Raw genomic sequence first — 25,223 nt, forward strand, 5'->3', positions numbered from 1 at the left:
CTCAAGGTAGAGCCGAGCCCATGCTCGGCTCTATACGACGCAATCCTGCTGCTATTTCCCGCGCATCCATGCGTCGAGTTGCCTAGCCAACGTACGATTCTTGTAGGCAGATGCAGCTGAGCCAGTGCCTGGAACCAGATTGATTCCTAGTCGTGCGTTTATCTGCTTGACCCATTCAGGGAAATGATCAAGCGTGGCGCCGATGATTGGCGGCAATTGGAAATCATTGCTGGTGGGTTCGTCCCGGTAGGCGACGTAGGAGCCATTGCCGACGCTCAGATTGATTGACCAAGGGGTATCAGGCCAGCTGTTGAGATCAAGTCTGATCCGGGGATGCCCCGGCTCGCTGCTGTACTCACCTCCGTGATAGAGGGTGATGCTGGCATTCCAATCACGGATGTTGTCAACGTGCCAGCCCTCCCGCTGCGCCAACTGGACTGCGTCGCCCGTCATGATCCGGGTGTCGTGCAGCTGCGCCAGATGTTCGCAGAGAACGTCGAACTCGGCGTCCGCTGCGCAATGGGGCCGGGTCGCCTCGGCGGTGTGATGAAGCAGGGAGAGCACATGGCCGCGTTCCCTGTCTTCGGGCCAGTTCCTGGCTATCAGGTCGTTTGTCATCTGGATGCGTGTGTCCTCATCGAGCAGTGCAATGAGCGCCATGCCCCAATAGAGGATTCGACCCATACCCTTGATATCGTGTTGCAGGAACCGAGCTGTCTCGAGAATGGTTCGCGCAAATGGGCGATATGGCAGAAATTTATCGACCTTCTCTCGCTGGGCCTGGAACGACTGGTACTTCCTGCAGTGCTCCACCAGACGCGTGCGCTGTTTCAGATCCGCGGCATTGGTAACCACACCGCTTGGCAGCTCGCCATGTTCATTGAAGCCGAAGCAGAAGAGATGCGGGAGGCTGAGGCCTGGCTGGCGTGTGTCGTAGCCCACAGGGAGCTTCGTGAGCTCCTGGTACGCGGCAACAAGGATGGGAAAGTCTCTCTGCGGAAGTCCTGCGACCTTCCAGTCTCCCACTCGCAGCCAATGGAAGTAGAAGCGTTGCAGCATATCCTGGGGCAGGCCGTTACCAGCCCTTGGTGCGAGTGCCGCGAGTTGATAGTGATAACTCGGATAGAAGTCGCCCTGACGTTCTTCAGCAAGCGCAGCCTCCTCTGATTCAATGAAGGCGGCCAGCATATTGATGTCGGATTGATCCATTGCAGGTCTCCAGGGCAAAGGTCCACTTCCGTCTGGAAGGCGACCAGGGAGAATCGCAAGGTTCTTGGGAACATCCAATGCGAATAGTTGCAAATGCCGTGAAGGTAACCAACAGGTAGGGTTAGTCTCAGACCTTGGAGACCCCATGCGGAATCCACTGCATCCACCGCGCCAGTGCCACACCGCCACCGAGGATCAACAGCGTGCCAACGGTCTGCCACAGCACTTCGGTCGCCGGTACATCAGGCAGCGGAATGGCCGCGGCGAACAGATCGATCAACGGCCGTGCCAGTAGATAGATCACCACCACAGCCAGCACGCGCAACCCCCGCTGCACGATGTTCTTCGGATCCACCGGCCAGCCGCGCCATTGCATCCACGCCACCAGCAGGCCCAGCGCGAGCAGTCGCCCGGCTTCACCAACTGGAACGAAGCGGGTGGTCGCCGCCGCCCATGCCAGCAGCACGCCAAGCCCCAACAGGACCGGCAGTTGCCATTGCCTGCTTGAGCGCATCCCTGGCATCAGCTGCCATGCCAACAGAGCCACGCCGATGCCGATCAGCCATCCGCCCAGCACGTCGGCCAGGAAATGCCGGCCCAGGTACATCCGTGACAGCGCCATCAGCAGCGGCCAGCCCAGCGCCAACGTCCAGCGCAGCCAGCGTCGGCGAATGCCGAAGGCCAGCAGCAGGCCGACGCAGGCAGCGGTGGCCACGCCCACATGGCCACTGTTGAAGCCATAGTCGGCGTCGGGCTGCGCGCGCAGCATGGCGGTGGACTGCGCATCGGGCAGTGACCAGAACGATTGTCCGCCGCCGTTGACCACGAAGGGGTGCGACGGCACCCCTTCATCCAGTACGCGCGCATCCACATCCGACGGGCGGGGCAGGGCGGCGCCCTGTTTGATTGCATGCGTGGCACAGGCCATCAGCAGCACCGCCAGCATCACGCAGAGGCCAGCGCGAAGGCGTGCCCCGAATGCACATACCAGGATCAGCGCGGTATAGGCCATTTCATAGCCGAGCAGGCTGATGAACTGCATCAGCGCCAGCATCCAGCCGCTGTCGAGAGTCTGCTGCAGCCACAGGTGCCAGTGGGTCTGGAACATCCGTTGTCCTCATCATCCGTTGGTAATCAGGCGCAGCTCAACAGAACCGCGCCAAAGCAGCCGAGTGTGGACTCGGCTCTACACCGGCGCAACACGTGCCACGAGCAGCGATGACGATGCGGCGCGCAGGCCGAAGAGCGGACGCAGCCAGCGCACGCGGCGGATCAGCAGTTCGTGGATCAGCAGGCAGCCGCCGACCGTGCCGGCCACCAGCAAGGCAGGCTCCAGCCACGGGCCAAGCTGCAACGGTCGCAGCGCGTACAACAAGACGATCAGCACGGTCTGGTGCAGGCTGTACCAGCTGAACACCGCTTCCCGGCAATAGCCCAGGCCTGGCCACGGGCGGAACAGCAGCACTCGCGCCCAGCCGAACAGGGTCAGCAGCATGCACCACGTATACAACGCGCGGCCGACGCGTTCGGTCTGGGCCCACGGCAGTGCCAGCACCCATGCATCCAGATCGCCCACATGGGGCAGGCGGGCCAGTGCGCGGATGCCCAGCTCCAGGCAGAGCCCCAGCACCGCCAGGGCCAGGGTCACGCGGCGCCCGCGCACCAGCAGATCCCAGCCGCGCTGCCAGCGCGCCGCCAGGAAGCCGCCGAGGAACAGCGGCAGCGACTCGGCATGTACATAAACGTCGTCCAGCAGGGCGTGGGTGGGTGGCCAACGCGGCATCAGTACCAGCAGGGACCAGGCCAGCCAGGCCACTGGCACTACCAGCAGTGAGGCGCCCAGCAGGCGGTCGCTCGGCTGCCAGCCTGGCAGCAGCTTGCGCAGTGGACGCAGCAGGCTGGCCAGTACCACCGCCAGTACGGTGTAAGGCAGCAGGTAGGCCAGATACCACAGGTGGTTCCAGGTGAAGCCGTAGGCGGCACCACTGAAATGCGCGCCCGGCCACGGCTGGAACTGCCAGTAGCGCCACAGGAACCGGGCCAGCCCCGGTGCCACGTCGCCCTTGTCCAGCGCTTCGTAGTAGGCCTGCAGGGACACGACGGCGACGATGCCGAACAGCAATGGCAGAAGCAGGCGCCAGCCACGGCGGAGGGTGTGCTGCAACCGGCCCCGGTCGGGCAGGGACAGGCCCAGCGCGATACCGCTGATGGCGAACAGCAGCGGCATGCGCCATCGATTCAGCGCGATCATCGGCCACTGCAGCCATTCGGAGGTGTAGGTGCTCTTGAGGTGAAAGTCCCAGCCGGCCACGTAGGCCATGGCGGCGTGGTAGAGGATCAGCAGGGCGAAGGCGGCGATGCGCAGGGTGTCCAAGTCGTGGCGACGGTGCATGAGCGGCGGGCTTCGGGAGGAAGCTGCACGCTCTGCCAGCCAAGGCCCGGATGCCAGTGGATGGGGCGCGATGGCGGACGTTCAGGGGCCAGTGGTGGGATGGCTGGGACCAATGGCTGATGCGCATGGAGCCGGATGGGCAACAATGGAGGCATGGAGAATGGAGATTCGGCGGCGCTGACCGCCCCAGTTGCAGAACGAACGCGTCGCCCCGGGCTTGCCGTCGCATTCTGGTCGTTGCTGTTCCTGGGCACCGCCGCAGGCAATGTGCTGGCGCAGTGGATGCGGGCGTTGCGCGACGCGCAGCCCTTTTCCGCAGGGACTGTCTCGATCGAGGAGTTCAGCAGTGCGCTGGCCAGCCTGGGCCTGTTGGCGCTTCTGCACGCCGCCGCTCGTCGCTGGCCGTTGCATGCAGATACCTGGCGGCGCCGGATCGGCTTCTACGTGCTGGGTGGTGTTGCCTGGTGGCTGCTGCATGTCAGTGCCATGGTGCTGCTGCGCAAGATGGCCTTCACGTTCATCGGCCAGCGCTACACCTACGGTGACTGGCCAGCGCAGTGGTTCTACGAGTTCTTCAAGGATGTGCAGACCTACAGCCTGCTGGTGATTGCAGTGCACGCGGTGGCCTGGTTCGGCCGTCAGCGCCAGGGCGAGGCGCACCTGCTGGCATCGCCCGATGTCGGCCCGCCGGTGGAACCGGTCGAGCGCCCCCAGCACTTCCTGGTGCGCAAGCTGGGCAAGGAGTTCCTGGTCGCCACCGCCGACGTGGAGTACGCCCAGGCGGCGGGGAACTACGTGAACCTGCGGGTACGCGGCCACGACTACCCGCTGCGGATCACCATGGCGGTACTGGAACAGCGGCTGGATCCGGGCGAGTTCCTGCGTCCGCACCGCAGCTGGCTGATCCATCGGGGCCAGCTGCGCTCGATCGAGCCGCTGGACGGCGGCGAGGCCCTGCTGCACATGGCCGACGGGGCGAAGGTGCCCTGCAGCCGGCGCCAGCTACCGCTGCTGCGGCAGGCGCTGGGGGCAGGGTGAGGCCCTCATTCCGGGCATCCCCGGCCTGCGGTATCATTACCAGTCATCTTTTGAATGCATAACCGCCGACATGATCGAACTGAATCCTGTCCGCCAGCGCATCACCGATCTGACCGATCGCGTGCTGTCGCTTCGGGGGTATCTTTGACTACGACGCCAAGAAAGAGCGTCTTGAAGAAGTAACGCGGGAGCTGGAAAGCCCCGACGTCTGGAACAACGCCGAATACGCCCAGAACCTGGGCCGCGAGCGTTCCAGCCTGGAAAAGACCGTGGGCGGCATCGCCTCGGTGCTGGACGGCCTGGCTGATGCCACCGAGCTGCTTGAGCTGGCAGAGTCCGAACAGGACGAGGACACCGCGCTGGCCGTGGTCGCCGACCTGGACAAGCACCAGTCGCACGTGGAGAAGCTGGAGTTCCAGCGCATGTTCTCCGGCGAGATGGACAATGCTGCCGCGTTCGTCGACATCCAGGCCGGTGCCGGCGGCACCGAAGCCCAGGACTGGGCCGAGATCCTGCTGCGCATGTACCTGCGCTGGTGTGAATCGCGCGGCTGGAAGACCGAGCTGATGGAAGTCTCCGGTGGCGACGTCGCCGGCATCAAGTCGGCTACGCTGCGCGTGGAAGGCGACTATGCCTACGGCTGGCTGAAGACCGAGACCGGCGTGCACCGCCTGGTGCGCAAGTCGCCGTTCGACTCGGACAACCGCCGCCACACCAGCTTCACCTCGGTGTTCGTGTCGCCGGAAATCGATGACAACATCGACATCACCATCAACCCGGCCGACCTGCGTACCGACGTGTACCGTTCGTCCGGTGCCGGTGGCCAGCACGTGAACAAGACCGAGTCGGCGGTGCGTATTACCCACATCCCGACCAACATCGTCGTGGCCTGCCAGACCGGCCGCAGCCAGCACCAGAACCGCGACAACGCGATGAAGATGCTGGCCGCCAAGCTGTACGAGCTGGAGATCCAAAAGCGCAACGCCGAAAAGGACGCCGTGGAAGCCACCAAGTCCGACATCGGCTGGGGCAGCCAGATCCGCAATTACGTGCTCGACCAGAGCCGTATCAAGGACCTGCGCACCGGCATCGAGCGTTCGGATACGCAGAAGGTGCTCGACGGCGACCTGGACGAGTTCGTCGAAGCCAGCCTGAAGGCCGGCCTGGCCGTGGGCTCCAAGCGTGTCGATGCCTGATCGACGTGCCTGCGCGGAGATCGTCACCCTCGCGCTCAACGCCGAGGGTGGTTGAACCGTTTTTGTGTAGAGCCGAGCCATGCTCGGCTGTTTTTCGCGAGCTGGCGGACGCGTCGAGCATGGCTCGACGCTACAAAGGGTAGGACGGGCCGATGATGCGCAGCGAAAGTGAACGCAAGGAACTTGGCGGCTTCCTCAAGGCCTGCCGTGCCCGTGTCGACCCCGCCACGCTCGGCCTCCCGGCCGGGCGCCGGCGTACCCCGGGCCTGAAGCGGGAGGAAGTCGCACTGGCGATCGGGGTCAGCGTCAGCTGGTACACCTGGATCGAACAGGGCCGCGAAGTGCGCGCTTCGCCGGAGGTCCTTGAACGCCTGGCGCAGGTACTGCGCATGAGCGACGACGAGCGTGCCTATGCGTTCGCGCTGTCCGGCTACGGTGTGCCACTGGAATCTCCCGACGAGACAGTGACCGATGGCCTGCGCCAGCTGGTCGAAGCCATGCAGCCGATCCCGGCCTACGTGCGCAATACCCGTTACGACATCCTGGCCTGGAACCCGGCCATCGCCGATCTGTTCGTGGACTACAGCCAGCTGGCGCCGCACGAGCGCAATACGCTGCGGCTGATGTTCCTGTACCCGCCGTACCGCACGCTGATCCTCAACTGGGAAGAAATGACCCGCGGCCTGCTGGCAGGCTTCCGCGCGGCGATGGCGCAGGCGCCGGACAAGGGCCCTGTTCCTGGCGCTGGCCGAGGACATCGCCGCGCACAGCGAGGAGTTCCGCCAGTGGTGGCCGGAGCACGACGTGCGCCGGTTCGACGAAGGCGCGAAGAAGCTGAACCACCCCACGCGCGGGTTGCTGGACCTGCAGTACGTGGCGCTGGTGCCGGAGAGCCGGCACGACCTGTCACTGGTTACCTACCTGCCGCGTAGGTAGGGGGTTGTTCGGCAGGGCTTGCAGCCCTGCACCTGCTTCAAGCCGAAGCAACGGCAACAGCAACAGCGAGCTATCCGTGGCTTGGCGGGGCGGTGTCGGAGTGCGGGGACGCCGCAAGTACGTCCGTGTAGGCTTGGCAGCCGCTTGCTCGTGTGCGCAGTCCTGCGCACACGGCAAGACCCGGGTTGGGCGTCCTGCCCAACCCGCCCGAGGCATGCCTCGGGCCCATGCGGCTGACACCCCGCACTCCGACACCGCCCCGCCTCTGACAGATTCCGGCGGCTGTTGGTAGGTGTCGACCTTGGTCGACACATCTGTCAGATATCGAAATTCATCTGAAGTTGGATCCGCTCCGACAGATCGCGGAAAACTGTCGAAGGCGGGGTGGGTCCGGTTGCGGGGGCGTGAGCGCCATGGATGGCGCGACCGAGGCTACATGGACGTACTTGCGCCGTCCCCCGCAACCGGACCCACCCCGCCATCCCGCGGAATGCACGCTGTTGCCGTTGCCTCGGTTTGAAGCCTCTGCGGGTGCAGGGCGCAGCCCTGCCAGGACAACCCAACCCATTCAGGCAGGTAAGTGCAGGTCACAGGATAAGCAGACGCCTTGTTGTGCCCGTCGATCGGGTCCACATTCCTGTGCAGGAGACGGGCCGCCGCCCGTTGTCGAGACACCAGGAGACCTGCATGTCCGCTGCCCCCAGCACCGCCATTTCCCGCGATCCGGCCACCGGCCAGCAGATCGCCAGCCATCCCTTCGCCACCGACGCCGAACTGGAAACAATCCTGGATCGCGGCCAGGTTGGCTTCGCGGCCTGGAGCGCCAAGAGCCTTGAACAGCGAGCGCAGGTGTTGCGCGCGATGGCGGGCGTACTGCGCCGTGACCGCGACAAGCTGGCTGCGCTGGCCACCGCCGAAATGGGCAAGGTCCAGGCCGAATCGCTGGCCGAGATCGAGAAGTGTGCCGTGCTGTGCGACTGGTACGCCGACCACGGTGCGCAGTTCCTGCGCGACGAACCGACCCAGGTGCCCGACGACAAGGCTTACGTGTCCTACCTGCCGCTGGGCGTGGTGCTGGGCATCATGCCGTGGAACTTCCCGTACTGGCAGGTGATGCGCGCGGCGGTACCGATCCTGATGGGCGGCAACGGCTTCCTGCTAAAGCCGGCCGAGAACATCGTCGGTACCGCGCAGCTGCTTGACGCCGCCTGGCGCGACGCAGGCCTGCCGGAAGGCACCTTCATCGCCGCCAACATCAGCCGCGAGGGCACCAGCCGTGCGATCGCCGATGACCGCATCGCCGCCGTCACCCTGACCGGCAGCGTGGCCGCCGGCCGCAGCATTGCCGCCCAGGCCGGGCAGGCGCTGAAAAAGGTGGTGCTGGAACTGGGCGGCTCGGACCCGTTCATCGTGCTGGCCGACGCCGATCTGGACGCTGCCGTCGAAGCGGCGGTGGCCTCACGCTTCCAGAACACCGGGCAGGTCTGCATCGCCGGCAAGCGCATCATCGTTGAAGACGCGGTGTACGACCGCTTCGTGGCGCAGTTCTGCCAGAAGGTGCAGGCGCTGACCATCGGCGACGGCCGTGAAGCCGGCAACCGTATCGGCCCGATGGCACGCCAGGACCTGCTGGAACAGCTGGACGCGCAGGTACGGGCCTCGGTGGACGCGGGCGCGAAGCTGCTGGTCGGCGGCCATCAGCTGGATCGCCCAGGCGCGTTCTATGCCCCCACCGTGCTGGCGGACGTGGAGCCGGGCATGCAGGCTTTCGATACCGAGACCTTCGGTCCGGTTGCCTCGATCAGCCGCGCCCGCGATGCCGACCATGCGGTGGAACTGGCCAACCAGAGCGAGTTCGGCCTCAGCGGCAACCTGTGGACCGGCGACCGCGCGCGGGCCATGCAGCTGGCGCGCCGGCTGCAGACCGGCGGCGTGTTCGTCAACGGTTTCTCCGCCTCTGACCCGCGCGTGCCGATCGGTGGCGTGAAGAAGAGCGGCTTCGGCCGTGAGCTCTCGCACTTCGGCATCCGCGAATTCGTCAACGCGCAGACGGTGTGGTTCGACAAGCGTTGACGCGCAGCTTCCATCCTTCCTGCAACGATCCATCATCAGTCCAGCGAAAAGGACGGCATTCCAATGTCCAAGGGTTCAGATCTGCTCGTCGCCGCGCTTGAGAACGAAGGCGTCGAGCGTATTTTCGGTATTCCCGGCGAAGAGAATCTCGACGTGGTCGAGTCGCTGCGCCATTCCAGCATCGAGCTGGTCATCACCCGCCACGAACAGGCGGCCGTGTTCATGGCGGCCACCTATGGCCGCCTGACCGGCAAGCCGGGCGTGTGCCTGGCCACGCTCGGACCGGGCGCGCTCAACTTCACCACCGGTGCCGCCTACGCGCTGCTTGGCGCGTGGCCGGTGATCATGATCACCGGCCAAAAGGGCATCGTCGCCAGCAAGCAGGCGCGTTTCCAGATCGTCGACATCGTCAGCACCATGAAGCCGCTGACCAAGCAGGCGCGGCAGATTGTCTCGGCGCGCACCATTCCGACCATCGTCCGCGAGGCATTCCGTACCGCGCTGGAAGAGCGCCCGGGCCCGGTGCTGCTGGAGCTGCCCGAAGACATCGCGGCCGATGAGGTCGGGGAAGTGGTGCTGATTCCGCCGCACGCGGTGGATCGTCCCATTGCCAGTCCGGAAGCACTGGACCGCGCGGCGGAGATCATCCGCAACGCCAAGCGCCCGCTGCTGATGATCGCCTCGGCGGCGTCGCGGCCGCAGTCCAGCGAAGCGTTGTCGGCGTTCGTGCTGCGTGCCGGCATTCCGTTCTTCACCACGCAGATGGGCAAGGGTGCGGTGGCCGGTGGTTCGGGCCTGTACATGGGCACCGCCGCGCTGACCGAGCGCGACTACGTGCACATGGCGATCGACCAGGCCGACGTGATCGTGACGATCGGCCACGAGGTCACCGAGAAGCCGCCGTTCGTGATGCGCCCGGGTGGGCCGACCGTGATCCATATCGGCTATTCGCAGGCGGCGGTGGAGCAGGTGTACTTCCCGCAGGTGGAAGTGATCGGCGATATCGGCCGTTCGCTAACCCAGCTGGCCGACCGTATCGAAGGTGCAGTGCCGAACGCCGACGCGCTGCTGCCGCTGCGCGCGACCATTCTGGAACACTTGGCTGACCGAGCCGAGGAAGCTGGATTCACCCCGCAGCGGCTGGTGCACGACGTGCGCCAGGTGATGCCGCCGGACGGCATCGTGGCGCTGGACAACGGGATGTACAAGATCTGGTTTGCGCGCAATTACCGCACCCAGGTGGCCAATACGCTGCTGCTGGACAACGCGCTGGCGACGATGGGCGCGGGCCTGCCGTCGGCGATCATGGCCTCGATCCTGTACCCGCAGCGGAGGGTGTTGGCGGTGTGCGGCGATGGCGGTTTCATGATGAACAGCCAGGAGCTGGAGACCGCGCGACGGCTGGGCCTGAACCTGGTGGTGCTGATCCTCAACGATGGCGCCTACGGGATGATCCGCTGGAAGCAGGCGGTGGATGGCTTCACCGACTACGGCATGACGTTCAGTAACCCGGATTTCGTGAAGTATGCGGAAGCCTATGGCTGCAAGGGGCATGAGGTGACGGCCATCGAGCAGTTCATCCCGACGCTGGAGGCGGCGTTCAACGAGGGTGGGGTGCACCTGGTATCGGTGCCGATCGACTACTCGGAGAACCAGCGGGTGCTGGTGGACGAGCTGCGGCAGGCGTTCCCCGGGAACGGTTGACGCCTACCGGGGCATCGGTTCCCCGGAATCCGGTAGGTGTCGACCTTGGTCGACACGCGGACCGCCAACCAAGGTTGGCGGCTACCAGAGCGGCGGGCAGCGGACCTGGTAGGTGTCGACCTTGGTCGACACGATGGAGCGCCAACCAAGGTTGGCGGCTACCAGGCGGCGGGCAGTGGGCCTGGTAGGTGTCGACCTTGGTCGACACGCGGACCGCCAACCAAGGTTGGCGGCTACCAGAGCGGCGGGCAGTGGGCCTGGTAGGTGTCGACCTTGGTCGACACGCGGACCGCCAACCAAGGTTGGCGGCAACCGGGCAGCGGGCCGGGGCCCGGCCCAGGGCTGGGGCGGGGCGGTTTTGGTATGCTGGGCAACCGGCTGTGCCGGGCGCAACATCCCCCCTCACTACACGATTCCCGCAGATCCATGAGCGAAGCTACCGATACCCCCCCCCGTTGACGAAAACAAGTTGATCGCCGAGCGCCGCGAGAAACTCAAAACGCTGCGTGGGCAGGGCATCGCGTACCCGAACGATTTCCGTCGCGAGGACTTCGCCGGCCGCCTGCAGGAAGAATTCGCCCACGCCGAGCAGTGGACCGCTGAGGCCCTGGAAGGCAACGGCCGCCAGGTGAAGATGGCGGGCCGCCTGATGGCCAAGCGCATCATGGGCAAGGCCAGTTTCGCGCAGATCCAGGACGAGTCCGGTCGCATCCAGCTGTTCCTGCAGGGCACGGTGCTGGGCGATGCCTACACCGCCTTCAAGGGCTGGGACGTGGGCGACATCATCGCCGTCGAAGGCGGCCTGACCCGTACCAAGACCGGCGAGCTGTCGGTCAAGGCCGAATCGATCCGCCTGCTGACCAAGTCGCTGCGCCCGCTGCCGGACAAGTGGCATGGCCTGGCCGACGTCGAGCAGCGCTACCGCCAGCGCTATGTCGACCTGATCGTGACCCCGGAGTCGCGCGCGGTGTTCATCAAGCGCTCGAAGATCATCCGCGCCATGCGCGCGTGGCTGGACAACCGCGACTTCCTCGAAGTCGAAACGCCGATGATGCATTACATCCCCGGCGGCGCGGCGGCCAAGCCGTTCACCACCCACCACAATGCGCTGGACCTGGACCTGTACCTGCGCGTGGCGCCGGAGCTGTACCTCAAGCGCCTGACCGTGGGTGGCCTGGAGCGCGTGTACGAGATCAACCGCAACTTCCGCAATGAAGGCGTCAGCACCCGCCACAACCCGGAATTCACCATGATGGAGCTGTACGAGGCCTATGCCACGTACAACGAGATCATGGACCTGACCGAAGGTGTGATCCGTGACGTGGCCACGACCGTCAACGGTTCCACCGAAGTGGAGTGGGACGGCGCGAAGATCGACCTGGGCCCGGCGTTCCGCCGCTGGCGCATGGACGAGGCTGTGCGCCACCACAACCCGGAAATCTCTGCTGCCGACTGCACCGACCGCGAGGCGCTGCTGCGCCATTGCGAGCGCTTGAAGATCCGCGTCAAGCCGTCCTACGGTTGGGGCAAGCTGCTGCTGGAGATCTTCGAGGCCACGGTCGAGCACACCCTGATCCAGCCGACCTTCATCACCGACCATCCGGTGGAGGTCTCGCCGCTGGCCCGTGCCAACGACAACGATCCGGGCTACACCGACCGCTTCGAGCTGTTCGTCAACGGCAAGGAGCTGGCCAATGGCTTCTCCGAGCTGAACGACCCGGAAGACCAGGCCCAGCGTTTCCAGGCCCAGGTAGCCGCGAAGGAAGGTGGCGACGACGAGGCCATGCACTACGACGCCGACTACATCCGTGCGCTGGAGTACGGCATGGCACCGACCGGCGGCCTCGGCATCGGCGTCGATCGCCTGGTGATGCTGCTGACTGGCAGCAGCTCGATCCGTGACGTGCTGCTGTTCCCGTACATGCGTCCGGAGCAGTAAGTCGTCTTTTTGACTCCTGTTTGTGCGCGCCGTCGCGAAATGAGACGGCGCGATTGACGCCTCCCGCACTCGGCGTATCGTTAATGCACTACCTTGACGTCTGTTGTGGCTTGATCGGCGCCAGGGGGAGTGCGCATTGTGGAGAGTCCGCTTCACAATGTGATGACGATCATGAACCGGGACGCATGACACGGGAGTCAGGCCGATGCAGGGTGCGAGCGTTCGCAGCGGCAGGGTATCCTCGCCTGCTGATGATCCAGCATGGTCGAGAAACCAGGCAGAGTACGCGTTGAACATCGTCATTGTTGACGACCAGACGTCCGCCCGGACGATGCTGCGTCACGTCATCGAAGATATCGCGCCGGAACTGAGCGTGTATGACTTCGGTGATCCGCTGACCGCATTGGCCTGGTGCGAGGCGCATCCGGTCGACCTGCTGCTGCTCGATTACCGCATGCCGGAAATGGACGGGCTGGAGTTCGCCCGCCGTTTCCGTCGCCTGCCCAAGCATCGCGACATTCCCGTGATCCTGATCACCGTGGTCGGCGACGAGCCGATCCGTCAGGCGGCGCTGGAAGCGGGGGTCATCGACTTCCTGGTCAAGCCCATCCGTCCGCGCGAACTGCGCGCGCGCTGCTACAACCTGTTGCAGCTGCGCCAGCAGACCGAGAACGTGAAGCAACGCGCGTTGTCGCTGGAGCAGCGCTTGCTGGCCAGCATGCACGAGGTCGAGGAACGCGAGCGCGAGACACTGTCGCGGTTGGCGCGGGCGATCGAGTTCCGTGATGCCGGCACCAGTGCCTACCTCGAACGCATGGCGCGCGTGGCAGGGCTGATCGCCGAGCAGCTGGGCCTGCCCGAAGACGACGTGCGCCTGATCGAGATGGCCGCGCCGCTGCATGACATGGGCAAGATCGCCATTCCCGATGCAGTGCTGCTCAAGCAGGGCAAGCTCAACGACGAGGAGCTGGCGATCATGCGCCGGCACCCACGCATCGGCCATGAGCTGCTCAGTGGCAGCCAGAACCGCTTCATCCAGGTCGGCGCATTGATCGCGCTGCGCCACCACGAACGTTACGACGGCAGCGGCTACCCGGATGGGCTGGTCGGTGAGGCGATTCCGCTGGAAGCGCGCATCGTCGCCGTGGCCGACGTCTTCGACGCACTCATCTCACCCCGTCCGTACAAGGAAGCATGGACCATGGAAGCCACACTGGCCTATCTGTATGCCCAGCGTGGCCGCCTGTTCGATCCACGCTGCGTGGATGCGCTGATGCGCGGCCACCAGCAGTTGATGGATATCTGCGCCCAGCACTCGACGGCATCGACGCGACCGGGTGGGTGACATGCAGGACCTGTTCGCACGCGTGAGGCGTCGGCTGGCGCAGCGTCCGGATTCGGAACATGGCCAGGCGATCGTGCGGGTGGTGCTGATCTCGCTGATCCTGGTCTATGTGCTGCTGTCCGGTGCGCGCCTGCACCGTCTGGAGCAGTACCAGGGCGTGCTGGCGACGGTACTGACCGGATTGGGACTTTCGCTGCTGCTGTTCGGTTGGCTGCTGTGGAAGCCGGAGCGCTCCGATCCGCGGCGGGTGGCCGGAATGCTGGCCGATTACGGCCTGATCGCGGTCGGCATGATCCAGATGGGTGAGCCGCTGGCGTGGGTGTATGCGGTGGTGATGTGGGTCACGGTGGGCAACGGCCTGCGCTTCGGGCCGCGTTACCTGGCCGCTGCCATCGTGCTGGCGATGGTCAGTTTCGGCACCACCGTGCTGTTGACCCCTTACTGGCAGGCCAACCTGGGGCTGGCCATTTCCCTGTGGTTGGGGTTGCTGGCAGTACCGTTGTGCTGCTCTTCCCTGCTGCGCCGAAGGATGCGACATCCGACCATGGATACGACTCCCGCCGCTGGCTCCGACAAGCGCTCGCTGCTGGCACGCTTCAAGCAACGCCTGTCCGGGCGCGAGGACAGCGAGCACGCGCAGAACCTGATCCGCATCATCATCACGGCGCTGTTCATCAGCTATCTAGGCTGGCGCTCGCTGAGCGGCGGCGGTGAGGCACTTACTGCGACGTGGCTGATCCTCGCCTTCGAGCTGACCATTTCCGCCGGCCTGCTGACCGCGATCCTGGTCAATCCGGGTGTGTCGCATGTGCGCCGGGTGATCGGCATGCTGACCGACTACACCTGCATGGCCTGGATCATGACCATCCAGGGTGAGCCGGCGGCACCGCTGTATGCGGTGATGCTGTGGGTCACGATCGGCAACGGCATGCGCTACGGCAGCACCTACCTGCGCGTGGCCACGGCCATGGGCTGCCTGGCCTTCCTGTGCACGGTGATGCTGTCGCCGTACTGGCGCGGCCACGACTATCTGGGCTGGGGCCTGCTGCTGGGCCTGGGCGCGATTCCGCTGTACTTCGATTCGCTGCTGCATGCCTTGACCCGGGCGGTGGCAGAGGCGCGCCAGGCCAACGAAGCCAAGAGCCGTTTCCTGGCCAACATGAGCCATGAGTTCCGCACGCCGTTGAACGGGCTGGCCGGCATGACCGAAGTGCTGGCCACCACCCGCCTGGACGACGAACAGCGCGAGTGCCTGAACACCATCCAGGCCTCGACCCGCAGCCTGTTGGCGCTGGTGGAAGAGGTGCTGGACATCTCCGCGATCGAAGCCGGCAAGGTGCGCGTGGAGTGGCACGAGTTCGCGCTGGCCGACGTGCTGCAGGCGATCAACCTGATCCTGACCCCGCAGACCCGCTCCAAATCGCTGGACTATCGCGTGCAGGTGGATGACAACGTGCCGCCGCGCCTGCTGGGTGATGCCGGTCATCTGCAGCAGATCCTGCTCAATCTGATGGGTAACGCGGTCAAGTTCACCGACAGCGGCTACGTGCATCTGCGCGTGTCCAGCCCCGATGCGCTGGGCAGCGAGCGGATGCGCCTGCGATTCGAGATCGTCGATACCGGCATCGGCGTGCCGGTGGCGTTGCGCGGACGCCTGTTCAATGCCTTCGAGCAGGGCGATGTCGGCCTGGCCCGGCGCCATGAAGGCACCGGTCTGGGCACCGCCATTGCCAAGGGCCTGGTCGAGTCGATGGGCGGGCAGGTCGGCTATGCGCCGAACAGCCCGCGTGGCAGCGTGTTCTGGGTCGAGATCACGCTGGACGTCGCAGACACCTCATCAGCCCCGGCGGTTCCGTCCGAGGTGGCTGAAGCCGGCAATGTCATCGCGTTTTCCAACCCCTTCCTGCGCCATCGTGCACGGGTGCGGAGCCTGCGGGTTCTGGTCGCCGACGACCACGAGGCCAACCGCATGGTGCTGCAGCGGTTGCTGGAGAAGGCCGGCCACAAGGTCACCTGCGTCAATGGCGGCGCCGAAGTGCTCGACGCGTTGGAGCAGGCCAGTTACGACGCAGCGATCGTCGATCTGCACATGCCCGGCATGAGCGGACTGGACCTGCTCAAGCAGTTGCGGGTGATGCAGGCCAGTGGCATGCCTTACGTTCCGGTCATGGTGCTGAGCGCAGACGTCACCCCCGAGTCCATCCTGCGTTGCGAGCAGGCCGGTGCCCGCGCCTTCCTTGCCAAGCCCGTGGTGGCCACCCGTCTGCTGGAAGTGCTGGCCGATGTCGCCGCCAATACCCGCGCCGAGTCCGGCATCCAGTCGGTGCCGGCATTGCCGGTTGGCGATGGCGTGCTCGATACCGCGGTGCTGGACGAGCTGGCGTCGCTGGGCATGGGCGATGGCTTCGAACGCAAGTTCATCGACCAGTGCCTGGCGGACGTCGACGCGAGCATGGGCCAGCTGCAGGGCTGCGGCGAGCACCAGGCCTGGGAGGATTTCCGCGAGCACGCACACGCGCTGCGCGGTGTGGCGAGCAACCTGGGGCTTGTCCAGGTTGCCGCATCCAGTGGCGAAATCATGCGCATGGCGGACTGGCAGCTGAAGGGTGAATGGAACGCCCGCCTCGGCAGCCTGGCGACTGCCCTGCGCAACGGCAGGAATGCGTTGGCTGCCCGTAGTGCGGGAGCATCGCACCGCGACGACAGCGAGCGCAGCCCGTCCTGACCCGCCAGACGGTCAGGCCGGGTCGCCATTGCGCCGGGCCTGCGCCCGTACCAGCCGATCCATGGTGCGCAGGGACTTCTCGCCGAGCTGCATGGCGGTGTCCACCCAGATCTCGGTGATCCGCATCATTTCATGCAGCGGCACCATGGTGGCGATCTCGTTGACCTCACGCATCGCCGCCCACGCGTGCGGAATGCGCCGGCTTTCCTTGATCACCTGTTCGACCGCGGCAACGCCTTCGCCCACCGGCACCACGATGTCGACCAGGCCCATCTCCTTCAGCTGGCTGGCGGTGTAGAGGTTGCCTTCCAGCATGATCTTCTCGGCCAGGCGCGGGCTGATCCGCTGGCACAGGAAGGAGTAGGCGCCCATGCCCGGGAACAGGTCGAACAGCACCTCGGGCAGGCCCATCAGCACGCCTTCCTCGGCGACGATGGTGTGGCAGCTCAGTGCGGCCTCGAAGCCGCCACCCAGTGCATTGCCCTGGACCAGGGCGATGCTGTGGGCACGGGTGCCCAGGCCGGCATGGAAGGCATGCACGCCGCGCACGCAGCGTTGGGCATAGTCGAGCAGGCGGGCACGGTCGCCCTCGCGGATCAGGCGGCAGAACAGTTCGAGATCGCCACCCAGGTTGAACACGTCGCTGTCCGAGGCAAGAACGACATGGGGTGACAGAGCGTGCGAGGCGCTGAGGCGATCGCCCAGTTCGCGCTGGTAGTCGACGATGTCATCGACCAGGCGCGAGGCGAAGCACGGCCGGCCCGGCTGGTTGACCAGGTTGGCGTGCATGTGGATCCAGTAGACATCCCGCTCGGGTTCTTCGGTGATACGCAGGGTAGGGTGCTGCGAGGGACGGGTGATGATGGGGCGTACTGCGGACATGGGAGTTCTCCGTGTGACCGTCCGGCCAACCGCAGAGCGGACGGAGAGGAGTGAGGGGGCGGGCTGAACGTGCGGCGGCGACTGATTCTATGCACCCGTCGTGAACCGCCCGCAAGCGCCGGGCCGGCCATGTTCCGGCAATAAAAAGACCCCGCCGTCTCCGGCGGGGTCCCTGCACTCTCCCGTTGCCCGGAAACCCTTACTGGGCGGGCGTATCACGCAGCTCGCGACGGAGAATCTTGCCGACGTTGGTCTTCGGCAGCTCCTTTCGGAATTCTACGATTCTGGGGTGCTTGTAACCGGTCAGGTTTGCCCGCGCATGTTCCTTGACCATTTCCGCGGTCAGGTTCGGGTCCTTCTTCACGATCACGACCTTGACCACTTCGCCGGACTTTTCGTCCGGGACACCGACGGCGGCGACTTCCAGCACGCCCGGCATCATCGCGATGACGTCTTCGACCTCATTCGGGTACACGTTGAAGCCGGACACCAGGATCATGTCCTTCTTGCGGTCGACGATGTAGAAGAAGCCCTGTTCGTCCATCTTCGCCATGTCGCCGGTGTGCAGCCAGCCGTCCGCATCGATGGCGGTGGCGGTTTCTTCCGGACGCTGCCAGTAGCCCTTCATTACCTGCGGGCCCTTGATGCACAGCTCGCCCACTTCGCCCAGCGCCAGGATGTTGCCGTTGTCGTCTTTGATGCAGGCATCGGTGGACGGGATCGGCAGGCCGATGGCACCGTTGTACTCGGGCAGGGTGAGCGGATTGATGCAGGCCGCGGGCGAGGTCTCGGTCAGGCCATAGGCTTCGACCAGGGTCACGCCGGTGACCTTCTTCCAGCGTTCGGCCACGGCACGTTGCACCGCCATGCCGCCGCCCAGGGTGAACTTGACCGAAGAGAAGTCGATCTCGTCGAAGCCCGGGGTGTTGAGCAGGCCGTTGAACAGCGTGTTGACGCCGGTGATGGCAGTGAAGCGGGTGCCCTTGAGCTCCTTGACGAAGCCCTTCATGTCGCGTGGGTTGGTGATCAGGTGGTTGCAGCCACCGAACTTCATGAAGACCAGCCCGTTCGCGGTCAACGCGAAGATGTGGTACAGCGGCAGGGCAGTGATGATCACTTCCTTGCCCGGCTCGATGCCCGAGGTGGACAGCCACGCCGACGCCTGCTGCATGTTGGCGATCAGGTTGCGGTTGGTCAGCATCGCACCCTTGGCCACGCCGGTGGTCCCACCGGTGTACTGCAGGAAGGCAATGTCGTCGTGGTCGATCTCGACCGGCGGAAGCGCGTGGCGGCTGCCCAGCTTGAGCGCCTGCTTGAAGCGGACGGCGCCCTTGATGTGGTAGTTGGGCACCATCTTCTTGATGTACTTCAGCACGAAGTTGACGATCGCGCCCTTGGCGCCGAGCAGGTCGCCCAGGCCGGTGGTGACCACGTGCTTGACCGGCGTATCGGCGATGACCTGTTCGACGGTGTCGCCGAAGTTGTCGACCACCACCAGGGCGCTGACGCCGGCATCAACCAGCTGGTGCTTGAGTTCGCGCGCGGTGTACAGCGGGTTGACGTTGACCACGGTCAGGCCGGCGCGCAGCACGCCGAAGGTGGCCACCGGGTACTGCAGGCAGTTGGGCATCATCAGGGCGACGCGGTCACCCTTCTTGAGCTTGAGCTCACCCAGCAGGTAGGCGGCGAACTGGGTGACCAGCGCGTCCGTCTCACCATAGGTAAGGACCTTGCCGAAGCTGGAGTAGGCGGGACGGTCGCGGAATTTCGCGACGGAAGCGTCGAAGACCGAGGCGACCGAATGGAATTCGTTGACGTCGATTTCGGCGGGAACGCCTTTCGGATAGCTCTGCAGCCAGGGACGATCCAGACTCATATTCCCCCTCCAGGAATCGTGATGTTTTAGGTTACGGCCCTGAGCGTATCCACAATGGCCGTTCATTGCAGCATACCCCGCCGTAGGGAAAACGCGAAGAGGCCCCGAAGGGCCTCTTTGCTTGGTAATGCCGGCCGCTGGCCGGCATCTGCGCTCGATCGGGATTCCGGTGGATGCCGGCCAGCGGCCGGCACTACCGTGGCCCCAAGCGGGGCGCTTGCGTCAGCCCTGCTTGCGTACCGGTGCGCCGTTGGCCTTGTAGTACGGCGCGGTGCTGCGGGCCAGCGGGGTGCGGCCACGGATCACGTCGGCCAGCTTCTCGGCCATCATGATGGTCGGTGCGTTGAGGTTGCCGGTCACCACCTGCGGCATGATCGAGGCATCGACGATGCGCAGGCCTTCCAGGCCGTGCACGCGACCTTGGCCGTCGACCACCGCCATCGGGTCATCGGCATGGCCCATCTTGTTCGAGCACGACGGGTGGTAGGCGGTCTCGGCATGCTCGCGCACGAACGCATCGATCTGCGCATCGGTCTGCAGCGCCTGCCGGGGGAGATCTCGCGGCCGCTGTACGGTGCCAGTGCCGGCTGCGCGAAGATCTCGCGGGTGATGCGGATCGCCGCGCGGAACTCGCGCCAGTCCTGGTCGTGCGACATGTAGTTGAACAGGATGCTCGGATGTTCGCGCGGATCCTTCGAACGCACGTGGATGCGGCCGCGGCTGGGCGAGCGCATCGAACCGACGTGCATCTGGAAGCTGTGTGCCTTGATCGGGTTGGAGCCGTTGTAATTGATCGCCACCGGCAGGAAGTGATACTGCAGGTTCGGCCAGTCGAATTCGGCGTCGCTGCGGATGAAGCCACCGGCCTCGAACTGGTTGCTGGCGCCGATGCCGGTGCCCAGGAACAGCCACTCGGCACCGATGGCCGGCTGGTTGTACAGCTTCAGTGCCGGCGCCAGCGAGACGGGCTTCTTGCACTCGTACTGCAGGTACATCTCCAGGTGATCCTGCAGGTTGGCGCCGACGCCCGGCAGGTGGTGCACCAGGTCGATGTCCAGGCTGCGCAGCAGGTCGGCCGGGCCGACGCCCGAGCGCTGCAGGATCTGCGGCGAGGCGATGGCGCCGCCACACAGCAGCACTTCGCGGCGGGCGGTGGCACGCTGCGGCTGGTCGTTGTGCAGCCACTGCACGCCCACCGCACGCTTGCCCGAGAACAGGATGCGGTCGGTCAGCGCGTGGGTGACGATGGTCAGGTTCGGGCGCGGCTTGGCCAGGTCCAGGTAGCCGCGGGCGGTGCTGGAACGACGGCCCTTCGGGGTCACCGTGCGGTCCATCGGGCCGAAGCCTTCCTGCTGGTAGCCGTTGAGGTCGTCGGTGCGCGGGTAGCCGGCCTGCACGCCGGCCTCGACCATCGCGGCGAACAGCTCGTTGTTGCCGGCCTTCGGCGTGGTCACCCGCAGCGGACCTTCGCCACCGTGGTAGTCGTTGGGGCCGATGTCACGGGTTTCGGCCTTGCGGAAGTACGGCAGGCAGTCCAGGTAGGTCCAGTCTTCCAGGCCGGGCATGCTGGCCCAGTTGTCGTAGTCCATCGCGTTGCCGCGGATGTAGCACATGCCGTTGATCAGCGACGAGCCACCCAGCCCCTTGCCACGGCCGCAGTCCATGCGGCGGTTGTTCATGAAGGGCTCGGGATCGGTCTTGTACGCCCAGTTGTAGCGCTTGCCCTGCAGCGGGAAGGCCAGTGCCGCCGGCATCTGGGTACGGAAGTCGAGCCGGTAGTCCGGGCCACCGGCTTCCAGCAGCAGCACGCTGACATCGGCATCTTCGGTGAGGCGGGTGGCCAGCACGTTGCCGGCCGAACCGGCGCCGATGATGATGTAGTCGTACTCGTTATGGGTGCTCATGGGTGTCTCCTGCAGGCCGGGGCGCGCTGCGTGCAGGCGTCCCGGCGGAATGTCGGATCGGCGCAGTGGCCGGACGAAGGTGCGCGCTCGCGGCGCGCCGATCAGAACACGCTGGCGTAGTCGCCCAGTTCCACCTGCACAGACTTGATGCGGGTGTAGTGGCCGAGGGTGGAAATGCCGTTCTCACGGCCGACGCCGGATTCCTTGTAGCCGCCGACCGGCATTTCGGCCGGCGATTCGCCCCAGGTGTTGATCCAGCAGATGCCGGCTTCCAGGCGGTGGATGATGCGATGGGCGCGGCTGATGTCCTTGCTGACCACGCCGGCGGCGAGGCCGAAGGTGGTGTCGTTGGCACGACGCACCACTTCGTCTTCGTCGTCGTAGGCAAGGATGCTCATCACCGGCCCGAAGATCTCTTCCTTGACGATGGTCATGTCATCGCGGCAGTCGGAGAACACGGTCGGCAGCACGTAGGCGCCATTGGCCAGCGCGCCTTCGGTGGCACGGCCGCCGCCGGTCAGCAGGCGAGCGCCTTCGGCCTTGCCGCTTTCGATGTAGCGCAGCACGTTTTCCATGTGCGGGAAGCTGGTCAGCGGACCGAAGTTGGTCTCGGCGGCCATCGGGTCGCCGATGCGGATGCGCTTGACGCGCTCGACCACGGCGGCTTCGAACGCGGCCAGCATGCTGCGCGGCACGAACACGCGGGTGCCGTTGGTGCAGACCTGGCCGGAGCTGAAGAAGTTGGCCATCACCGCGATGTCGGCGGCGCGGTCGAGGTCGGCGTCATCGCAGATCACCAGCGGCGACTTGCCGCCCAGCTCCATGGTCACTTCCTTCAGCGACGAGGATGCGGCGCTGGCCATGACCTTCTTGCCGGTGGCGACGCCGCCGGTGAAGGAGATCTTCTCGATCACCGGGTGCTCGGTCAGCCACTGGCCGATCTCGCGGCCCGGGCCCTGCACGACGTTGAACACGCCGGCCGGCACACCGGCTTCGGTGTAGATCTCGGCCAGGCGGATCGCGGTCAGCGGGGTCACTTCGGACGGCTTGAACACCATCGCATTGCCGGCGGCCAGGGCCGGGGCCGACTTCCACATGGCGATCTGGATCGGGTAGTTCCAGGCGCCGATGCCGGCGACCACGCCCAGCGGCTCGCGGCGGGTGTAGAAGAAGCTCGATTCGCGCAGCGGCAGCTGGATGCCTTCGATGGCGGTGGCCAGGCCGGCGTAGTACTCGACCACGTCGGCACCGGTGACGATGTCCACGGTGGTGGTTTCGGCCAGTGCCTTGCCGGTGTCCAGGGTTTCCAGGTGGGCCAGTTCGTCGTTGCGCTCGCGCAGGATCTCGACGGCGCGGCGCAGGATGCGCGAACGCTCCATGGCAGTCATCGCCGCCCACACCTTCTGGCCTTCGGCCGCGCTCTGCACGGCGCGTTCGACGTCGGCCTGGCTGGCGACCTGCACTTCAGCGATCACGCCACCGGTGGCCGGGTTCACGGTCTTGAAGGTCTTGCCGCTGGTGGCATCGACGCGCTGGCCGTGGATGTAGAGCTGTTGGACGGGCAGGGTGGTCATGGGGCGTACTCCTTGGAAGGGGGCGGGTGCTGAAGCGCTTATAGCGCGACAGCCTGCAACTGGAAGTCGATGTAGCCGTAAGCAATGCGCCGGGACTTCTCGGCGTTGAACTGGCCGCCGACCAGGCTGCCGCGCAGCCACAGGCCGTCGATCATCGCGGCCAGGCCACGGGCGGCCAGGCGGGCCTGCGGGTGGGGCAGCAGGCGGTTGAACTGGTGGCACAGGTTGGAGAACAGGCGCTGGTCGTTGGCGCGCTGCAGCCGGGCCAGTTCCGGCTGGTGCATGCTGGCGGCCCAGAAGGTCAGCCAGACGCGCATCGCGGTGCCGTTGATCTGGCTGTCGTCGAAGTTGCCGTCGACGATGGCGCGCAGCTGCTCGCGCGGGTCATCGCCAGCGTCGGCACGGTAGCGGGCGACCGCGTCCTTCAGTTCACGCAGGATCTGCCGCATTGCAGCATTGAGCAGGCCGTCCTTGTCGCCGAAGTAGTGGGCGACGATGCCGCTGGACAGCCCTGCTTTCTTCGCGATGGTGGCGACGGTCGCATCGGCCATGCCGATCTCGTCGATGGTCTGGAAAGTGGCCCGGATCAGCTGCTCGCGCCGTACCGGTTCCACGCCTTTCTTCGGCATTGTCTCTCCACGGATTGCGACCCGAAGGATCGGGCTGCCCGCCATTATGCTTTTTATTGATTGAACGTTCAATCAATAAACCCTAGGATGCGCTCGCGCCCCACGCCATGGGCCCGGTTTACCGGTCCGGCCCCGCCCATGTGCCCCCTCGGACTTGATGAGACGACCCCATGTCTTCCCTGGCTCATCCCAAGCGTTCGCCCCTGCGCTTGAACCGTTTTGTCTTCTTCAGCTCTTCGGTGTCGATCGGCATCCTCGGGCTGCTCACCGTTCTTTATCCCGAAAGCAGCGAGCACTGGCTGCAGTGGGCGCAGGCCGAAGTCTCGGCGGCGTTCGGCTGGTGGTACATGCTGCTGATCGTGCTGTGCCTGGGCTTCGTGCTGTGGCTGGCGTTCTCACCGTATGGCCGCATCCGCCTGGGCCACAACGAGGAATCACCGGCGTTCGGTTACGTGGCCTGGGTGTCGATGCTGTTCTCGGCCGGCATCGGCATCGCGCTGCTGTACTACGGCGCCTACGAGCCGCTGGACCACTTCCTCAATCCGCCCGGGCAGCCCGGCGGGACCGTGGCCGCCGGCCGCGAGGCGATGGTGCTGACCTTCCTGCACTGGGGCCTGCACGGCTGGGCGCTGTATGCGCTGGTCGGCGTGGCGCTGGGCTATTTCGCCTACCGCCGCGACCTGCCGCTGGCGCTGCGCTCGGCGCTGTACCCGATCTTCGGTGAGCGCATCCATGGCCGCATCGGCGACATGGTCGATGGCTTCGGCATCCTTGCCACGCTGATCTCGATGGTGACCAACCTCGGCATCGGCGCGCTGGTGGTGCAGTCCGGCCTGGTCTACCTGTTCCACATTCCGGATACGCCGCAGGTGCTGGTGGCAATCGTGCTGGTGATGATGGTGGTGGCCACCATCGGCGTGGTGGCGGGTGTGGAGAAGGGCATTGCCTGGCTCTCCAACCTCAACGTGCGCCTGCTGTGCGGCCTGCTGCTGTTCGTGCTGGTCACCGGCCCGACCCTGCACCTGTTCGATGGTCTGATCCAGAACACCGGCGATTATCTCGGCGCATTCGTGCGCAAGAGCTTCGACATGTACCTCAACGACCCGAAGGGCCGTGAGTGGATGGGCTCGTGGACGCTGTTCTACTGGGCGTGGTGGATCGCCTGGGCGCCGTTCGTCGGTCTTTTCGTGGCGCGCATCTCGCGTGGTCGCACCATCCGCGAAGTGATCATGGGCGTGCTGCTGATCCCGCTCGGCTTCACCCTGGCCTGGCTGTCGATCTTCGGCAACACCGCCATCGACCTGGTGCTCAACCACGGCCAGGCGATCCTGGGGGACGTGGCCCAGCATGATGCGGCGATGACGCTGTTCAAGCTGCTGGAGTACCTGCCCGCCGCGCCGTACGTGGCCGGCGCCGCAGTGGTCATCGGCTTCGTGCTGTTCCTGACTCCGGTCGATTCGGGCACGCTGATGATCGCCAACCTGTGCACCCGTCGCGTTGACGACGGCGTGGAGGATGGCCACGACGCGCCGATCTGGCTGCGCGTGTTCTGGGCGGCCGGCATCACCGTGGCCAGCGTCGGCCTGCTGCTGGCCGGCAACTTCAGTGCGATGCAGACCGCGGTGGTGCTGTGCGGCCTGCCGTTCTCGTTCACCCTGGCGTTCTACATGTGGGGCCTGCTGAAGGCCCTGCGCACCGACCCGGACGCCCCGCGGCGGTAGGTAGCGCCGGGCCATGCCCGGCGAACGCCAAAGCAAAGGGCCGGATCTGTGAGGATCCGGCCCTTTGCGTTTGCTTCCGG

At 65.6% G+C, this 25,223-nt stretch carries 15 protein-coding genes and 2 pseudogenes; 9 read left to right on the plus strand and 8 right to left on the minus strand.

Translation table 11 applies throughout. The annotated features are described in order from the left end of the window. Positions 1–51 precede the first annotated feature (51 nt). The 3 genes from ACZK2V_RS10055 to ACZK2V_RS10065 all read right to left on the minus strand — a co-directional run bounded on the left by ACZK2V_RS10055 (position 52) and on the right by ACZK2V_RS10065 (position 3,601). On the minus strand, positions 52–1,209 hold the full coding sequence (locus ACZK2V_RS10055) for a hypothetical protein (RefSeq protein ID WP_107432699.1): 1,158 nt from the start codon (positions 1,207–1,209) through the stop codon (positions 52–54). Between the two features lie 127 nt (positions 1,210–1,336). Next, the gene (locus tag ACZK2V_RS10060) at positions 1,337–2,317 is read right to left on the minus strand and encodes a phosphatase PAP2 family protein (protein WP_486323227.1); all 981 of its coding nucleotides are present in this window, start codon (positions 2,315–2,317) and stop codon (positions 1,337–1,339) included. 78 nt (positions 2,318–2,395) lie between these two features. Then, positions 2,396–3,601 carry an acyltransferase family protein gene (locus ACZK2V_RS10065; RefSeq protein ID WP_197655772.1) on the minus strand — a complete coding sequence of 402 codons (1,206 nt, stop codon included), beginning with the start codon at positions 3,599–3,601 and terminating at the stop codon, positions 2,396–2,398. 153 nt (positions 3,602–3,754) lie between these two features. Between ACZK2V_RS10065 and ACZK2V_RS10070 the strand changes: the two genes are divergently transcribed. The 8 genes and pseudogenes from ACZK2V_RS10070 to ACZK2V_RS10105 all read left to right on the plus strand — a co-directional run bounded on the left by ACZK2V_RS10070 (position 3,755) and on the right by ACZK2V_RS10105 (position 16,557). Next, positions 3,755–4,639 carry a LytTR family DNA-binding domain-containing protein gene (locus tag ACZK2V_RS10070; protein ID WP_422347502.1) on the plus strand — a complete coding sequence of 295 codons (885 nt, stop codon included), beginning with the start codon at positions 3,755–3,757 and terminating at the stop codon, positions 4,637–4,639. Positions 4,640–4,709: 70 nt separating this feature from the next. Beyond that, positions 4,710–5,835 (plus strand): peptide chain release factor 2 gene (gene prfB, locus ACZK2V_RS10075; protein ID WP_097048047.1). Its coding sequence is split into 2 segments (ribosomal slippage): positions 4,710–4,784 and positions 4,786–5,835, totalling 1,125 coding nucleotides; the frame shifts between segments, so codons are not numbered across the junction. 152 nt (positions 5,836–5,987) lie between these two features. Then, positions 5,988–6,771: pseudogene (locus ACZK2V_RS10080) on the plus strand (helix-turn-helix transcriptional regulator). A gap of 687 nt (positions 6,772–7,458) precedes the next feature. Continuing rightward, positions 7,459–8,844: an NAD-dependent succinate-semialdehyde dehydrogenase gene (locus tag ACZK2V_RS10085; RefSeq protein WP_486323228.1), complete on the plus strand. Its 1,386-nt coding sequence runs from the start codon at positions 7,459–7,461 to the stop codon at positions 8,842–8,844. A gap of 63 nt (positions 8,845–8,907) precedes the next feature. Then, on the plus strand, positions 8,908–10,548 hold the full coding sequence (locus tag ACZK2V_RS10090; protein WP_486323229.1) for an acetolactate synthase large subunit: 1,641 nt from the start codon (positions 8,908–8,910) through the stop codon (positions 10,546–10,548). 442 nt (positions 10,549–10,990) lie between these two features. Then, the gene (lysS, locus tag ACZK2V_RS10095) at positions 10,991–12,487 is read left to right on the plus strand and encodes a lysine--tRNA ligase (protein ID WP_486323319.1); all 1,497 of its coding nucleotides are present in this window, start codon (positions 10,991–10,993) and stop codon (positions 12,485–12,487) included. Positions 12,488–12,692: 205 nt separating this feature from the next. Further along, entirely contained in the window at positions 12,693–13,832 is a 1,140-nt protein-coding gene (gene rpfG, locus ACZK2V_RS10100) for a cyclic di-GMP phosphodiesterase response regulator RpfG (protein WP_006364528.1), read from the plus strand. A gap of 1 nt (position 13,833) precedes the next feature. Next, positions 13,834–16,557 carry a response regulator gene (locus ACZK2V_RS10105; protein WP_107432705.1) on the plus strand — a complete coding sequence of 908 codons (2,724 nt, stop codon included), beginning with the start codon at positions 13,834–13,836 and terminating at the stop codon, positions 16,555–16,557. 12 nt (positions 16,558–16,569) lie between these two features. On the opposite strand, the gene rpfF is transcribed toward ACZK2V_RS10105, so the two are convergent. The 5 genes and pseudogenes from rpfF to betI all read right to left on the minus strand — a co-directional run bounded on the left by rpfF (position 16,570) and on the right by betI (position 23,422). Next, the gene (gene rpfF, locus ACZK2V_RS10110; protein ID WP_012480080.1) at positions 16,570–17,439 is read right to left on the minus strand and encodes a diffusible signal factor synthase RpfF; all 870 of its coding nucleotides are present in this window, start codon (positions 17,437–17,439) and stop codon (positions 16,570–16,572) included. Between the two features lie 199 nt (positions 17,440–17,638). Further along, positions 17,639–19,315, minus strand: a complete 1,677-nt coding sequence (locus tag ACZK2V_RS10115) for a long-chain fatty acid--CoA ligase (RefSeq protein ID WP_032129834.1) — start codon at positions 19,313–19,315, stop codon at positions 17,639–17,641. Between the two features lie 222 nt (positions 19,316–19,537). Beyond that, positions 19,538–21,219: pseudogene (betA, locus tag ACZK2V_RS10120) on the minus strand (choline dehydrogenase). A gap of 101 nt (positions 21,220–21,320) precedes the next feature. Next, a complete protein-coding gene (gene betB / locus ACZK2V_RS10125) occupies positions 21,321–22,793 on the minus strand; it encodes a betaine-aldehyde dehydrogenase (protein ID WP_486323230.1) in 1,473 nt (490 codons plus the stop codon). A 38-nt stretch (positions 22,794–22,831) separates the two neighbouring features. Continuing rightward, positions 22,832–23,422, minus strand: coding sequence for a transcriptional regulator BetI (gene betI, locus ACZK2V_RS10130; protein WP_005416394.1), 591 nt, complete (start codon positions 23,420–23,422; stop codon positions 22,832–22,834). A 170-nt stretch (positions 23,423–23,592) separates the two neighbouring features. On the opposite strand from betI, the gene ACZK2V_RS10135 reads away from it, so the two are divergent. Next, entirely contained in the window at positions 23,593–25,143 is a 1,551-nt protein-coding gene (locus ACZK2V_RS10135; RefSeq protein WP_032129837.1) for a BCCT family transporter, read from the plus strand. Positions 25,144–25,223 lie beyond the last annotated feature (80 nt).

Source organism: Stenotrophomonas sp. 93052_Sma (genome assembly GCF_056481145.1).